The organism is Methanosarcina barkeri str. Wiesmoor (assembly GCF_000969985.1).
Taxonomy (GTDB): Archaea; Halobacteriota; Methanosarcinia; order Methanosarcinales; family Methanosarcinaceae; genus Methanosarcina; species Methanosarcina barkeri_B.
The window spans coordinates 3,350,620-3,367,476 of the sequence record NZ_CP009526.1; the positions used below are offsets into that span (position 1 = coordinate 3,350,620).

Annotated in this window: 9 protein-coding genes; 7 read left to right on the forward strand and 2 right to left on the reverse strand. The window is 36.8% G+C overall.

The window, feature by feature from the left end; translation table 11 throughout:
• Window positions 1-241 precede the first annotated feature (241 nt).
• From MSBRW_RS13910 to MSBRW_RS13940, 7 genes are all read left to right on the forward strand, one after another.
• On the forward strand, window positions 242-4,756 hold the full coding sequence (locus tag MSBRW_RS13910) for a cobaltochelatase subunit CobN (RefSeq protein ID WP_011307119.1): 4,515 nt from the start codon (window positions 242-244) through the stop codon (window positions 4,754-4,756).
• 465 nt (window positions 4,757-5,221) lie between these two features.
• Window positions 5,222-7,138 (forward strand): NosD domain-containing protein, encoded by a 1,917-nt coding sequence (locus MSBRW_RS13915; RefSeq protein WP_011307118.1) that lies wholly within the window; start codon window positions 5,222-5,224, stop codon window positions 7,136-7,138.
• A 54-nt stretch (window positions 7,139-7,192) separates the two neighbouring features.
• Window positions 7,193-7,747 carry a cobalamin B12-binding domain-containing protein gene (locus MSBRW_RS13920; RefSeq protein WP_011307117.1) on the forward strand — a complete coding sequence of 185 codons (555 nt, stop codon included), beginning with the start codon at window positions 7,193-7,195 and terminating at the stop codon, window positions 7,745-7,747.
• A 1,569-nt stretch (window positions 7,748-9,316) separates the two neighbouring features.
• On the forward strand, window positions 9,317-9,508 hold the full coding sequence (locus MSBRW_RS13925; protein WP_048136569.1) for a hypothetical protein: 192 nt from the start codon (window positions 9,317-9,319) through the stop codon (window positions 9,506-9,508).
• A 510-nt stretch (window positions 9,509-10,018) separates the two neighbouring features.
• On the forward strand, window positions 10,019-11,269 hold the full coding sequence (locus MSBRW_RS13930) for a glycosyltransferase family 4 protein (RefSeq protein WP_011307116.1): 1,251 nt from the start codon (window positions 10,019-10,021) through the stop codon (window positions 11,267-11,269).
• A 92-nt stretch (window positions 11,270-11,361) separates the two neighbouring features.
• The gene (gene wecB / locus MSBRW_RS13935; RefSeq protein WP_011307115.1) at window positions 11,362-12,423 is read left to right on the forward strand and encodes a non-hydrolyzing UDP-N-acetylglucosamine 2-epimerase; all 1,062 of its coding nucleotides are present in this window, start codon (window positions 11,362-11,364) and stop codon (window positions 12,421-12,423) included.
• Window positions 12,424-12,489: 66 nt separating this feature from the next.
• Window positions 12,490-13,938: a flippase gene (locus tag MSBRW_RS13940; protein WP_011307114.1), complete on the forward strand. Its 1,449-nt coding sequence runs from the start codon at window positions 12,490-12,492 to the stop codon at window positions 13,936-13,938.
• Window positions 13,939-14,214: 276 nt separating this feature from the next.
• On the opposite strand, the gene MSBRW_RS13945 is transcribed toward MSBRW_RS13940, so the two are convergent.
• Window positions 14,215-15,504, reverse strand: coding sequence for a glycosyltransferase (locus MSBRW_RS13945; protein ID WP_011307113.1), 1,290 nt, complete (start codon window positions 15,502-15,504; stop codon window positions 14,215-14,217).
• Window positions 15,501-16,241: a class I SAM-dependent methyltransferase gene (locus MSBRW_RS13950; protein WP_011307112.1), complete on the reverse strand. Its 741-nt coding sequence runs from the start codon at window positions 16,239-16,241 to the stop codon at window positions 15,501-15,503. Before MSBRW_RS13950 ends, MSBRW_RS13945 begins: the two co-directional genes overlap by 4 nt.
• Window positions 16,242-16,857 lie beyond the last annotated feature (616 nt).

A 16,857-nucleotide genomic window follows, 5' to 3' on the forward strand; every position in this document is an offset into this window, starting at 1 on the left:
AGTTTATGATATAGAATCGGATGTTCATTATTGTTAAAAGTTTCTGGAGTTGAATTAAATGTCAGAATCTAAACACTCTATATTTTAAAATTCGAAGGCTGTTTCTGTGCAAGTTCCGATATTAGAATAATTTCAAATTAAATCTGCACTGTAAGCCCATCATTATGGTTATTTTCCCCTTCGGAGCTGCACCAGGGTTTATAATACATTTTCTGGAGATGTCACATTGAATAGAGGCGTAATGTCATTAATTTTAGTTCTATTGTTATTAACAAATGTTGTATCGGCAGATGAACAGGAAATAAACATTACTGACAGTATCAATGGCAGTATCGATAACAGTACCGATTACGGTACCAATGGCGGTACCAATGGCGGTATAGATACCAATGGCGGTATAGATAACAGTACCGATTACAATACCAATGGCGGTATAGATAACAGTACCGATTACAATACCAATGGCAGTATCGATGGCAGTATCGATAACAGTACCGATTACAATACCAATGGCAGTATCGATGGCAGTATCGATAACAGTACCGATTACGGTACCAATGGCAGTACCAATGACAGTACCAACGATACATTAGGATTAACAACTACAGGAGTTTTGGATGATGAGAACAAATCTGTTAAAGAATCTTCTGATTCTCCGGCTGTGAACACAAAACCAGAAATAGCTTACGTATTATCGAGACCTTACGATGTCACTTTTATGGAAAAGGTGGCACAGTATCCAGAAATAAGTTCACAAATGAATATAAGTGTCTACCTTGGGACCTCATATTCAGATCTAAGTTTTGACCTTAGTGATAAGGACATGATTGTTCTATCAAATTTGGATTCCTATGTAATTGAAAATATAATACCTACAGTAAACAATGCCAAAACAAATGGCGCATATGTTATTTCATTTGGTGATACTTTAGAAGCATACGGGCTTCTCAACGTAAACACATCCTCTCCAGAGTATTCAGATATTGCTCAGTATCTGCAGTACGTATCAGAAATAAATTTCTATCGTTTCAATACTTTTATTGGAGCTACGTTCTTCGGGTTGAATTATTCGATCGAGGCTCCTGTAGAAAGGCCAATATATGGTATCTATAACCCCTCTGCACCTCAGATATACGAAAACCTCACCGATTATCTGGCATGGTACAATTCAACCGGTATATACAAGCCCGAAAACCCTACGATTGCTGTAATAATTGACAGTTATAAGTATGTGGAAAGAGACATGCCTCTTCTTGACCCGCTAGTTAAGGAAATAGAAGAAAGAGGATGCAATGCGATTGTTTCAACTTATGCTTACAAAGACAATAAGTCAATGAGTTACCTGATGCTGGATAATAAGTCTATTGCAGATACTGCAATTGTAATCTCCCGTGGCTCACGCCTGAACTATTCTGATAATGAGCAGGGAATTACTGACCTACAGACGCTTAACATCACAGTACTGAACGGAATTCGCCTGTTCTCGGGAGTAAGTGTGGAAGAATGGGAGAACAGCACTATTGGAGTGCCAGCTGACCAGCAATACCAGGTAGCATATGCGGAACTTGACGGGATAATCGAGCCCATAGTCATTAGTGGTAAAGCCATAGACGAAGCAACCGGAATCGAATACAACATGCCAATAGACTACCAGGTGGACTGGCTTGTTGACAGGGCAATAGCCTGGGCCAAATTACATGAAAAAGATAACTCCGAAAAGAAGATCGTAATTCCTTACTATAACCCTGAAGGCGGTAAAGCTGATGTGGGGGCAGATATCGACTACTACCTTGATGCACAGGCAAGCCTGGCAAAACTGCTTGAAGCCATGAAAGAACGTGGATATGATGTTGGTACTGCTCCTCTTCCAAATGCTACCGAAATCGCGAAACTGATGGTGGAAAGAGGGCATAATATCGGCAATTGGGCTCCCGGAGAACTTGAGAAACGTGTTGAAAACGGCAGTATGATACTCATACCCGAATCACAGTACATGGAATGGTTCAAAGAACTCCCACAGGACAAACAAAATGAAATGACATCTATGTGGGGAGAGGCTCCAGGTGACATTATGGTCTATGAGAATTCCACAGGCAAATATCTGGCCATACCTGTGCTTCAATTTGGCAACATCATTCTTGCACCCGACCCTCAACACGGCTGGTCTTCAAGCGAGAAAGCATTGTATAACAATGCATCGTATCCACCCACCCATCAGTGCTTTGCTTTCTATAAGTATATGTCCCGGGAATACAAGGCAGATGCACTGTTTACTATATTCTCAAGCGTGGAACTAATGCCTGGAAAAGAATGCGGCCTTTCTGCAAATGACTGGGGAGCACTTTTGCTTGAAGACATGCCTCATGTCCATGTCCTCCCAATGGATGCTGAAGGTGTATTTGATAGAAGGAGAGCAAACATGCTCGTCATTGATTTCATGACACCTACTATAGTGCCTTCAGGCCTTTATGGTAACCTTTCCAACCTGCAACAGGAAATAACATTATTTAAACAGACCTCTGACAGTGCAGTGAAAGAGAATTACAGGCAGGATATAATTAACCAGACAAAAAACATCAGCCTCGATAATGACCTGAATGTTGACATTGACTCAATTGCAGGTGATACAAACCTTACGGATGCTTTCATTGACAAACTTGCAGACTACCTTTCTGAACTGAAGACCTCTTACATGCCGTATGGTTCTCACGTACTTGGCGAAGTTCCTGAGGGAGAAAGCCTTGTTATGCTCATAAAAAGTATGCTAGGGGATGAGTATATAGAACATGTCGAATCACTTGGAGGAAGCGAGGAACTTTCAATATCGCTCTTGAATGAGACTATATTGAATGGAACATCTCCATATGATGCACAAATAATGGTGCTTGGTCGGAACTCTACAGAACTTGGAAACGACCTTGACCTGTCATTAGAATATCTTGAAAGGATAAAGCAATGTGACTGTGAGATTACAAAGATACTTGATGCACTTGATGGCACATATATCACTCCAGGGCCTTCTGGAGACCCTATCAGGAATCCGGATGCTTTGCCAACTGGCAGGAATCTCTATACATTCGATGACAGGCTCATCCCGACAAAAGCAGCATGGAATGTAGGGTCACAGCTCGCGGAAGAGACGTTAAAGCTAAAACTTGAAGAGGACGGCCAGTATCCTGAAAAGATAGCTTTTCTGCTGTGGTCTGTGGAAACTACAAGAAACCAGGGTGTTATGGAATCCGAGATATTCCAGCTTCTGGGAGTCGAACCTGTGTATAATGAAAAGGACAGGGTTACAGGCTTAAAGCTCATAGATTCTAAGGAACTTGGAAGGCCAAGGATTGATGTGATGGTAACCACTTCGGGGCTCTACCGGGATGTATATCCGAGCAAGATCGAACTTATAGACCAGGCTATCAAGATGGCAGCTGCAGCAGATAACGATACGTATCCCAACTATGTAAGAGAACATTCCAATGCAACATACCAGAGCCTTATTGCAAGAGGATATAATGAGTCACTTGCATACAACCTGTCAGTTTCAAAGATATTCTGTCCACCTCCCGGAGGGTACACACCAGGCATTCAGGAGGTTATCCCCAGTGATACATGGGAAGATGCAGACGAGATCGCAGGTCTCTATATTGACAGAATGGGATATGTCTACAGCCAGGAGATATGGGGAGAACATTACTCCGATGTATTCGAACTGAACCTTGAAGATGTTGATACTGCAGTTTTTAGCAGGACATCAAATCTTTATGGTGTGCTTGATCACTCGATGGTAGCAGCCTATTTTGGTGGTTTGAGCATGGCAATTGAAAGTGTTAGTGGTACTACACCTGACATGTATATTAACGACCTTAGCAGTTCCGCAGAAATTGAAACCCTTAATGAATTCCTTAGTAAGGATCTGCGTTCACGTTACCTGAATCCAAACTGGATAGAAGGAATGATGGGGAACGGTTTTGACGGTACGAGATATATGGACTCAGTATTTGAGGTCATGCGCGTATGGGACGTAACAGACCCGGACCTTGTTACTGATGATACATGGAATGAGATGTATGACACATATTTCAAGGATAAACATAATACCGGTGTTACTGAGTTCCTTAAATCTACAAACCCATATGCTTACCAATCAATGGCTGCTACAGCATTAGATTCGATTCGCACAAGTTACTGGGATGCCTCCGACGAGGTTACACAAAGCCTTGTTAAAGAATATGTGGAATCTGTGGCCGAAAATGGTGTCACCTGCTGCCACCATACCTGTGGAAATGCCCTGCTTGATGAATATGTCCAGGGTGTGATGTCAGTTCCTGGCGTAGTTGATGAGAAGACTGCAAATGAATATAAGAAACTGATGCAAGAAGCAACGGAACCTTCGCAGCAATCAGGTGAGAGTAGTAGCGGCAGTAGCAGCCATCATGATCACGATACTGGAAAAGCTACTGTAATTTCAGGAACCAGTAAAACCAGCAACCAGACCTCAAGCGCTGGTGAATCTACTAATAATCAAACTGTTAAGGGCTCAGATGCAGGATATGGTACGGATACTTCCAAACCTGCTCCTGAAATTCAGAAATCCGCAGATTCCGATTATGTGGAGGGCTATGAAATGCAGAAGGAGTCAGCTGAAGAAAAAGAAAGTGGAGGTCTGTCTTTCTCTGGTGCAGATATTTTCGGAATCATCATTGTGGTAGCTGCAGTGGGTGGAATTTATTTCGGATTCCGTAAAAAGAAGATGTAAATTAGACTCGAAAAGGGGCTTATCTCCTTTTCGAATTTTATCTGAAAAAAAGACTTCATTTTTGACCGATCAGCTGATTGTATCTAGTTTTTTGTTTATTTCCATTCCTTTGCTTCTCCATTCATTTCTTAAATCTTTTTCATGCAGGGTTTATGGTGAGCCAGTGCAACCTTGTCAATAGAAGGAACTTACAGGAAAAGATAACGTTTGTTACCCAAATAATCAGATCTAAATAATAGTGTTTAAATTCCTTTTTAAATCCGCTAGTGGCCTCATTAAATATCATTTTTTAGGATTAGCTGGGTACAGACTGTGATGAATTGCCCGGCAAATAGACTTTTACTTCTTGATCTCCAGAGTTTGTTCAAACTTTAGAAAGTGCCGAGTAGAAAGCCTCTCCCTACGTCCTTCTAGAAATCACGAGCGGAAACTAACCTGAATCCATCTATAGGAAGATGATATCTATTGAAAAGAAAGACAATACTCGTATTAACTGCCGTTTTTGTACTGTTAATCCTGATATCAAGCTCTGCGTCCGCAGCTACGCTCTGCGTGAAGGAAGAAGGAGGTGCGGGAAAATACGGAAGCCTTCAGGAAGCCATAAATGCCGCTGCTGAAGGGGATGTTATCCTCGTCAAGGGAGGGAGTTACAGTGAAAATGTACTTGTAAATAAATCTCTTGACATAATCGCCAGGAATCAATGCCCTGATAAAACCGTCATCACTGCTTTGGATCCTGAGCGCCCTGTATTCCATGTGACTTCTAATTCCGTAAATATCAGTGGATTTACTTTGAAAGGAGCAGATTCAGCATATGGGATTTATCTTGACGGGGTTTCGGAAAGCAACATCAGCAACAACTATTTTACAGGAAACTGGAGAAGTATCATGCTAAAAGGTTCACATGAGAACTCTCTGGAAAATAACTGCTTATCTAGCAGTGACAATGGAATCTGGTTTGAAAGTTCGGAACAAAACTTAATAAAAAACAACAAGGCAGATTCTAACCGTCATTACGGTTTCTATTTGAATGCATCCGAAAACAATACTCTTCAAAATAATTGTGCATTTAAGGACGCAATTGGCATTTACATGGAAAACTCTTCCGGCTGCCGTATTATTGACTCTGAAACCTCAAACAACTTTTACGGGATCTACCTTACCGGTTCTGGAGAAAGCCTGCTCGAAAACAACACCGCAAACTCAAATGAGATGTATGGCATATACTTGGGAAATTCGAATGGAAGCACTCTGGAAGGAAATATTGCAAACTCAAATATGTGGGGGATTTATCTCGACTCAAGCTTCAACGTACTTAAAAACAACTCAATGTCTTGCAACGACAGGAATTTCGGAGCCTATACCTATCACTACACTGGAGAGATGAATAACACAATCGATACCAGCAACACCGCGGATGGAAAATCGATATACTATCTTTTAGGAGTTTCGAACAAAACTCTTGACTCTGATTCGAATGCAGGAATTGTCTACTGTATTAACTGTGAAAACATAACTCTCAAAGACCTGGTTCTTAAAAACAACAGTTTTGGAGTTTACCTGTACAATACTCAAAACTCACTGCTTGAAGGAAACAATATTTCAAACAATGAACACGGAGTTTACCTCGGAAACTGTTCGGTAGTAACTCTCAGGGGCAATGACGCTAATTCGAATGAAGGTGATGCCTTCATCTTAAGCAACTGCAGGAACTGCCTTGTAAAAGAAAACAATGCTTCGAACAATATGGCAGGTATCTGGCTCTGTGATATTAGCAGAGACAATATCCTCAAAGAAAACACAGTTACTTCGAGTAGCTGGTGCTGCATAGACCTTGGGGATGTAAGCTGCAACAATACTCTTGAAGGAAATGCTCTTTCCGGGGCCTATGAAGGAATCTATCTGTACGGGGCCAGTGAGAAAAATACTTTGAGTAATAATACTATCACAGCCAGCTCATATGGATTATTTACAGAAGGCTGCGGCAACAATACAATTTCAGGAAACAGTATTTCGGGAAATGACATTGGCGTATCTCTTAACCTTAACTGGACCGATGGGACAAATTCGGATTACAACATCATCTACAACAACTATTTGAATAACAGCAAAAACGCCGAAGATTACGGAACAAATGCCTGGAACATCTCAAAAACCGAAGGTGAAAATATCGTCGGAGGACCTTACCTGGGAGGGAACTTCTGGGCTTCTCCTGAAGGAGATGGTTTTTCAGAAACAGCTTCGGATGAAGACGGAGATCTGATTGCAGACCTTCCTTACAATGTAACGGAAACGAACTATGACTATCTCCCCCTTGTATTCGAGAAGCCTATAGGAAAAAACGAAAATGAGGATGGAAAAAAGTGCGAGAAAAGCAGGTAAGTCTGGATAAAGAAAGAGGAGAAAAAAGCCTGTATAAAGAGAGGAGATAAAAATATGTACGGGAAAAATTTCAATTTATTGGTTCTGTTAATCCTGGGAATAGTTGTTGCTCAATTCGTCTTTCCGGTTTCGGCCGAAGCTTCTTGCAAACAGGGAAATGAGAGTTCTGGAACTGTCATAATTGGCACTGTTGAAGGGGATTCACACACTTTTGGGAAGGACAGTGTTGCGACTGCGCTCGAAGACGAAGGTTTTGAAGTAATTGATCTTGGAAATGGCGTATCGGCTGAAAGTTTTGCTGCAAATGCGACAGAAAAGAAAGCCGATTTTGTGTTCAGTTTCGCCTCTATGAGTACTACAATGATCCACCAGATTCAGATAGAGGAGCAGCTCAAAGCTGCAGGGATCCGGGATAAGGTCATAACGGGTGTGGGTGGGTCGCTGGTGACTCAGACCTGGGCTGACCAGATAGGAGCTGATATTTATACTGCAGGACCGGAAGACGCGGTTTCCAAAGCAAAATCGGCTCTACTGAAAAGTAACAAAAATGTTCCAAAAATCCGAAATTCAGCCAATAAAAGTGCCACTTGCAAAAGCCTTAACGTATAAATTTGTGACTACCAAATCTGTGAAGAGGATCAGATTTTGAGAGGGAGGAGTTTTCCTTCCCTCCAATATTTAGTTGTGTCCATGAGGTGTTGCAAATCGTAATCTTAAGACTCTTTTTTACATGTTTTCAATTTTATCCGTAAATTCCAATTATATCAGTAAATTGTACCGTTAATGACACTTTTCTCGAGGTTGGAGTTGCAGAGAATTAAGCAACTGTTTTTTACAACTATTATATAGGCTATTTTTGTTACAGTACTACGGCCTGGAGTATTTTCTAATGTTAAGCTAACAGTATATACTATTGTATTCTAAAATGATTTCGCAGACTCAAAACCATTTGGAAGTCCAATAAATAATACAACCAGCAGGCAACGCAAAAAGTTAAACGTTGAGTAAATTCCAATTCCATTTTTGTATTGTGGAACGATTACGTAAAATGAAACAAATTTGAAGTTGGAGTAAAATAGTGGGTCACCTGTATACGATATGTATTTAAAATACAAAAATTAAAAAAGAGAAATAATTTAAGGATGAAACACCGCAAGATCTATCCAGAAATAGATTCCCAATTGAAGCAAAACTCAGAATCGAAATGAGATTGTTTAGGTTATGAAAAAGATTGTTTAGGTTAGAGCCTATCCCAAAACCTATTTTATTCTAAATCATCATGAGTTTTTAGGATTATTTTAGCGATTAGGTATTCAATTGATTGTTCCAAATACAAGATTCAAAAAAATCAAATTCTAAGTTTCGGGATAGGCTCGTTATGAAAAATATAGACAAAAGCAAAAAGTGTCAAATTGAAATTTTTTCAGGATAAAAAAACAGAAAACTGCCGTGCTAAATTGGCAATAGACAGTGAAAATTTTCATATTTCTTTTGTATTCTCAGTAAAACTGAATTGAAAATGAGAACTATTTTACGCTTTCATTATATTTATGATTTTTGTTAATTTTAGTATTATTTAATAATTTTATATATTGAATTTATATGATTTAATAACAATAGTTGACAAGATAATAGTACATTTCTGTATGCGATCTGAAAAATAATACTGCAAATGGTCGCCGCATTCTAACTTACTAATTGTATCTGTTTTAAAAATAAATCATTTCATCCTTTTTAACATTATATTTAATTTTATGATTAGACTTTCTATATAATATTCCAAGATATCGGTACCGGGAACAGTATATTTATTATCAGCATGGTGCTTAAGTTAATGAAAAACTATCAACCATCATCGAATATAAATTATTTAAACTCAAAACTTATTATAAAAACTTATGGAACATATCTTAAAAAATATTAATGTTTTATATAATTAATTTATTCAAAACCACATAATACCTATAAAATAACTTTATATAATTGGTATAAAATCATTATTATGTCGAAAGGAAATGGAGTCCAAAAGTAAGATAGATAAATAGATTCTGAAGCCAAGCTGAAAAGACATCTGCCGATCAGTATGGCAACTCAGTATATTGAGAGTGACATTCGACAGCCAACCACCTGAGTATCAATGAAAGGTGATTGCATTATTGGACAGAAAGAGCCTGGAAAATGACGATAAAAACTGATTTTCCAGGCCCTTGCCTAATACCGCTTGACAGTTTCCACCAGAAACCGTCGAGGTCGACCTGGAGAAAGATAGAAAAGATCCATATCCGGGCTATTTTGTATTATCTCGGGCTTTATATATATACTTACTGGGAAGTATCGACCGAAGGCTCTCAAGAACCTGTCGAATACTAACCGGAAAAAATAGAGAATCCACATAATGGAAAGGCGCTGACAACTGTAAAAAGCCGCACAATCCGAAATCGGTAAAAGCAACATGCAAATCCAGTTAGAGAAGCAGGCCGGTATGAAATACAATTGGTCTTTCTGTAATTTGATTGAAGTTATTTTCAAACATATTTGTATAGTTTTCGTATTTTTTGTTCCACACTTTAATCAGGTTAGTTTCACACTTTAATCAGGTTAGCTAGAGCAAGCTACCTTAGTTCATGAAAAGTAAAACGTTAGTTAAACTGGATATTGCTCATGAAATACCTACCAGTTAGCGAAAGATCACAAACTACTCCCATATTGAGAAATAGACGGTATTTTTGTGGATTTTTATGAAGTCTATTAGAACTGCAAAATTTGTGCCATCATTGATGATATATCAAAAAAGTTAGTTAAATATTATATAAAGTGATTTCATAAAAATTTGAAAGTTGGATGATTTGGATCATTAGGGATTATCTGGAGTGTGAAAATATGGCCAAAGAGAATAAAATTCCGAAGCGGAATTATTTACGGATAAAACAAATGAATATACACTATCTAACAGATATATATTTTGGAGAAAAAAATGCTGGGACGACACACACACTGGAAATTTATAATAATTTATCAAAAAAAAATGAAGTCCATTTGATATGTCAAAAACCACAGACTGAAATTGAAATCAAAAATAAATGTTATATTCCACTTTTTGGTACCAAGCGTGTAAAGCGCACTATTCTGTTGAATTTTCTATTCTGGATGATATACCCCCTATACATATTAATCAAAAAAAAACCAGACATATTTTATCAGCGATTTGATGGAACATTATTCTTATCCCCCTCATTGATATTCTCTAAATTATTTAATATCCCTCTGGTTATGGAAGTTAATGGGAATATGCTTGACGAGATATCAATGAGACACGAGCCACAGGTTTATGTGAAACTCATAAAACTATGTGAAAAAAGTTATTACTCAAAAGCAAGCAGGATAATTACAGTCACTGAAGGAATAAAACAAGAAATAATCAAAAAGTACCGCATTCCTGAAGAAAAAATAGAGGTAATAGGAAACGGAGTAAATACAGATATATTCAGGCCATTGAATAAGAGATCAAATTTGAAAACGAAATACGGGCTTGATAAAAACAATGTTGTTGCTTTTGCTGGCATTCTAGTAGAATGGCAGGGACTTAAATATCTCATAGAAGCCGCACCTGCAATTTTGAAAGAAGAAACAGAAACAATATTTTTAATAATCGGGGATGGGCCTTTAAAAAACGATCTGATTCAAAAAGTTAAAGATCTAAATATAGATAAAAAATTCATATTCACAGGTTTCGTATCCTATGATGAAGTGCCACTATATATAAATGCAAGTGATGTTTGCGTGGTACCTAAGATACCCCTAAAGTCTGGCTATTCTCCTTTAAAATTATATGAATATATGGCGTGCGGAAAAGCTGTCATAGCAAGTGATGTGAGAGGATTTGAAATACTGAATCAAGTAAAAGCAGGAGTTTTGGTTGAGCCGCAAAACTCTCAGAAACTATCTGAGGCTATTTTACAAGTGCTAAAGGACGGAGCTTTAAAAAATGAAATGGGAAAACGTGGGCGTAACGAAGTGTTGATGCACTACAGTTGGGGAAATGTGGCTCAGAAAACAGAAGAATTATTTATAAACACATTAAATGAAAATTATATAAATTCTAAACGTTTGAGGGCAAGTTCCAGACTTTAAAGAGTGAACTCTAAACATTTGAGAGTAAGTTCTAAATATTTGAGAGTAAGTTCTAAATATTTGAGAGTAAGTTCTAAATATTTGAGGATAAAATGAAAATAGTATCTATTGTCGGAGCTCGTCCTCAATTCATCAAGTGTGCACCTCTTTCTCGACTTATACGAGAAAAACACGAAGAAATACTCATACATACAGGTCAGCATTACGACACAGGAATGTCCGATATTTTCTTTGATGAACTAAAGATCCCTAAACCGAACTACAATCTTGGTGTAGGGTCCAACAGTCATGGAGTTCAAACTGGAAAAATGTTGATTGAAATTGAAAAAATTCTTCTAAGAGAAAGTCCCGACCTTGTCCTTGTATACGGGGACACGAACTCTACACTTGCAGGAGATCTTGCTGCTTCCAAATTACATATCAAAACTGCGCATATAGAAGCTGGTCTTCGGTCTTTTGATCGGTCCATGCCTGAAGAAATTAACAGAGTACTTACAGACCATACCTCAGACCTGCTTTTTTGCCCAACAGAAACTGCAGTCTTAAACCTAAAAAAAGAAGGAATCACAACAGGAGTCTATAATGTAGGAGATGTAATGCTTGATTCTTTGAAATATAACATAAGGATTGCAGAACAAAAAGCTACAATTCTGGGGAAGCTGAACCTTAACTCAAAAGAATATATTGTTGCAACTGTTCATCGGGCTTCGAACACTGACAGCTTTGAAAACCTTTCCTCCATAACAAACGCTTTCTGTCACACAGGTGTTTCCATTGTATTTACAGTTCACCCTAGAACTGAAAAGTATCTGAAACAGTACGGTCTCTGGAATAAATTGTGTGAAAAAGTTAAAGTCATTCCTCCCCTTGGATACCTGGAAATGCTAAAGCTCATGGTTCATGCAAAGAAGATCCTTACAGACTCAGGAGGCGTGCAGAAAGAAGCTTACATGCTTGGAGTACCCTGCATAACTATGAGGGAAAATACCGAATGGGTGGAAACTATAGAGGATGGAGGGAATGTACTTGTTGGAACGGACTATGAGAAAATCATGGATGCAATTTTAAATTTTAAAGGTGTTCCCGTAAAAGGGAACTTTTTCGGAAATGGGAATGCATGTGCGGAAATTTGTAAAACATTAAACAAATTGTAATAAAGTTCCCACTGAAATATTTTATATGACTTTCTCCTTCTTTAATTCGTAAAACGGTGTGATCTGTTGTCAGAACTCCAAAAATTTACATCTGATGTTGGTGTTACATTTATAGCTTCTGCTATAGGTATGCTTTTAGGATTTCCTATAACCGTACTCTTGGGACGATATTTAGGAGCCGATGATCTGGGTCTTTATCGAATGGTGAACACCATCTTTGGAAGTCTTATGCTGTTTGTCACTATTGGAGTTCCTGCAGCTATTATAAAATATGTGGCTGAATTTCGTGACAACGAAGAAAAAATAGCACAAATTGTGTCTGCAGGTTTAATCACATCTGTTTTATTGGGATTATTTTCTTTCATATTTATTTATCTGAGTACAAATTTATTCGCGAAATTATTTAACATGCCTGAACTTTCAGGCCTATTGAAAATTCTTGCTTTTGCGTTTCCATTTTCTATTATTAATAGTACACTTCTTGGTCTTCTCAATGGCTTGAGAGAAATGACTAAAAACGCATGGGCCACCATAGTTCAGAGTACATTTTTACTAATTTTTACTTTTCTCCTAGTTTTTAAGTACGGCGTCAATGGCGCAGTTACTGGGATCGTACTCTCATCTGCTCTGACAACACTGCTTTTGATATCTGTTCAAAAGATTTCCAAGATAACATTTTCCAATTTGTATGGAGCAGTTGTTCAGATTATTGATTTTGGTTCAAAAACAGTGCTTGCAAATGCAATAAATCTTATTAATTACCAGGCAGATATCCTGATGATTGGGTACTTTATGACCAAAACAGATGTTGGAGTTTATAGCGTTGCAGTTATGTTTGCAAAGCTTATCTGGATTTTTCCCGATTCACTTCAGAAAATTACTTTCCCTCTTATCTCTGAATACCATGCAAAAAAAATGAGCGATTCAATAACAACTGTAGTTGACAGATGTATGAAATATAGTTGTCTTTTTTTGACTTTTTTCACTACTTTTTTTATTTTTTTCGGAGAAAAGGTTGTAGCTCTCATCTTTGGAGCTGAATTTGAACTCTCATACATTCCATTAATCATTTTGCTCATTGGAACTCTTTTTTATGGAATAACTAAATCTGTAGGGTCTATTTTTGCAAGCATTGGAAAAGTTAATCTTGTCTACAAAATTCCTTTGGTTTCAGCAACATTTAACATTATTATTAATATAGTCTTGATCCCAACTTATGGTATCAATGGAGGAGCCCTTGCAACAAGTTTTTCTCTGATTATCAGTATGATTCTAATGCTTCATTTTATGAAGTCCCTTTTAGAGATTAAGTTTGACTTCTGGTGGTATTTTAAAATCTTTGGTATTACAATGTTTTTAATTCTTGTCTACCTAATAATAGTAAACAAGTATAACATATTACTTGGATTAGTTTTAATGGCTTTACAATATGTTATATTTTTCAGATTTTTTATCCCAGTTGAGGATAAACAAATATTATATAAAGTAATTTCTACCAATGGGAGAAATTATTAAATATTACTGTTTGGTAAGATCTTGAATCAGTTTTGCAAAATCTTTCTTCCAAATATTTGTTGAAAATTCTGAGACAATGATGATCCAGAGAACTTTTTGTAACAAGCATGAAATCTGAAGCAAGAGTAAATATTTGTAATATTTTTAAGGTGTTTGGTTTTCTCATAAATTGAAAATATATCGAAATATAATTAAGATTTTACTGTTTGCACGATTTAGAGAGGAAAGACTAAAGACCAGAAAATAATGAAAAGTTTCTGAATTCAAGTTCAACTCTCAATTCCGCAAATTTGCAATCTCTTGAGCAAAAAAATTGTGATTAACTTCAGCATTATAATTTAACCTCCAATTTTCTTTGCTTTTTCTCTTTTTATCAGCAATTTGATTTGGATTATCAATAAATTTCAATATTGCATCTGCGATATCCATAGGGGTCGGATCACTATCAAGCAACAATCCAACTTCATCCGATACTATTTCGTGGGTCCCGCCAACATCGGTAGCTATCACTGGTATACCGCAGCTCTGGGCCTCCATTATTGATACCGGTATGCCTTCTGACGCACTGACATTAATAAAAACATCTACATTGTGTTGCCGATAATATTCGATCACTCCTTTATCTGGTAAAAATCCTGTAAAATTATATTTTACATTTTCAGGTAAAACTTCTGATGCTAGTTTTTTAATGCTCTGTTCAAGTGGACCATAGCCGATATGTGTCCATTCAATTCTCTTGCTTGGTCGAAGAATACAAAACTCTTTTAATCCATTTATTAGCAGGTGCAATCTTTTAACTGGCACAATATAGGAACATGATACTATTCTGAAAATTCCATCTACAGATGGAGAAGTAATAAAATGTGAATCTGTTACCCCTAACCTTATAGTTTGATATTTTTCTAAATAAGTTGGATATTTTTTTTCTAGATACTCCTTCCCACTATTTGATATCAAGAATACTTTTGATATTAATGAAAATGTTTCATTCCTTAAGGTAATATGTGCTGAGCTATACTGATCTTCATACAAATCGCCCCTGTGTGCTCTTGAAATCACAACAATGTCTGGATACTCTTCTTTTAATAAACCGAGACCTAAGGTCGAAGCACTGAGCCAGTAAGTATAAAATATAGTATTTTGTGGAGCAAAATCATGCTTTTTTATACAGTTTGAAGCCCATTTTTTTATGATAAAGGCATCAGATATAAATTCTCCCAACAATTTAAAGGATTTAATATTTGTGATGATTGCTGGTTTTTTAATAATTTCAGTATAAAATAACTTTGATCTCAAACATAAAAATATCTTCATTAATACACTCCTAATCTTCCCAATTTTGGAATATATGATCAGAGAATCATCTAGTACACATACTTTAGGGAGATTCCGAGCTATCTTTTCAGTGGCATCGGGGAGATATTGAGGCACGAGAATTATTTTATTAAAATATGAACATAGACATGAGATTTCAGGATCTAAAAATGATTCTCTAATTGCCCCATAGGGATATGAAAACGTGATTAAAACAAGAATTGTCTCTTTTTTTGCTGTATCTTTTCTCATACTACCGCAACCATTAATAGCGTCTCCCTAGTTGGCGGATAGCGTTTGCAAATAAAATCAAAAAGTATACTTTTTGGATTAAGAGCATAAAAAACACCATTATCTCGTGGAAAGGGCACGCAAAAAAAGAATTTTTCGACTTCCATACCTGCTAATGTAACTATTTTTCCTAAAGTATATGGAGTGAACCAATATCTATGATCTGTATTGATATATTCTTTATTTAAAAAAGTATATTTCATATTCTGATACGAAAGAGCATTTGGAACTGTAATGACCAGTCTATCCACGATCCCATGGTATTTTTTTTGAACATCACTTAGAAAAAGGCATGGGTTGTCAATATGTTCTAATATTTCGCCCAATATCATATAATCCCAATGTTCTTCTTTTATAGCATTAAGCTCCTCCTCAATAATATCTCCGCATAAAACATCTTCATATCCTAAATTATTTTTAAGGTATTTAATGCCATCTTTATTGATATCAACTCCAATACACCGTTTTGAATTACTGCACAATCTACTGTGAAGCCAAGTATTATTTTCGATCTTGTTTTGAATCAATGGAATATGATCACAACATCCAAGATGGATAATTTTTTTGTCTTTTGACAATTGTTCTAATATGGAAATCCTATCTAAAATATAATTCTCTTTTTTAGAAATATCTAGGACTAATCCACTTGAAAAATTAGCTCCAATTAGATAGTTTTGTACAGATTTATCGAATTCCATTCATTCTACTCCATTATTTTCGAAAAGAACAATACTGAACCAAAAAGTCAGTCTCGGTTATTAGAAAGTTTCCAGTTCATCAAAAACTGTAACTTATGAACGTCTAGTATTATCAGAAAGATCATAACAGGGATGGAACCTATTTATCTCAGAAGAACTTTTAGCTTGCTCATGAATATCACATTTGAGTAATAAGTCATTAGAATTTATTAAAACTTTTCAATATTTTAAACATAACCGCTACAGAAGAAGAAATTTGTGCACTTAATTAACTGTTTAAGTGGTTTTGATTATTAATAATGTATACTTATTGTCAGATTTTGGCTGACAGCTCTTCCTTATACGACAGATTATTACCATGGCAACCTCAAGTGCGTGAATTTCTTTTACTCCTAAAATTTTGGTTCTTCTCTATTCATCACACAACACAGTTAGATGGTCAGGCCCATTAGTCCTGGTTCACGTTTCCAGCTTTGACGTCCGAACCAAGTTACTTTCATTCGCCTCGTACATCGATCTGGCTTCAAGAATGCCCCATAATTTTGGTTCTCAACATTGAAGGTGCATATACCTACGAGATCCCAAGTCAAAGTAAGCCAATTAATTGATTAATTTT

Excerpts from the sequence above, each read along its gene's own strand:
- MSBRW_RS13910 (WP_011307119.1), top strand. The coding sequence starts at position 242 with ATGTCATTAATTTTAGTTCTATTGTTATTAACAAATGTTGTATCGGCA.
- MSBRW_RS13920 (WP_011307117.1), top strand. The coding sequence starts at position 7,193 with ATGTACGGGAAAAATTTCAATTTATTGGTTCTGTTAATCCTGGGAATA.
- MSBRW_RS13925 (WP_048136569.1), top strand. The coding sequence starts at position 9,317 with ATGACGATAAAAACTGATTTTCCAGGCCCTTGCCTAATACCGCTTGAC.
- MSBRW_RS13930 (WP_011307116.1), top strand. The coding sequence starts at position 10,019 with ATGGCCAAAGAGAATAAAATTCCGAAGCGGAATTATTTACGGATAAAA.
- wecB (WP_011307115.1), top strand. The coding sequence starts at position 11,362 with ATGAAAATAGTATCTATTGTCGGAGCTCGTCCTCAATTCATCAAGTGT.
- MSBRW_RS13945 (WP_011307113.1), bottom strand. The coding sequence starts at position 15,504 with ATGAGAAAAGATACAGCAAAAAAAGAGACAATTCTTGTTTTAATCACG.
- MSBRW_RS13950 (WP_011307112.1), bottom strand. The coding sequence starts at position 16,241 with ATGGAATTCGATAAATCTGTACAAAACTATCTAATTGGAGCTAATTTT.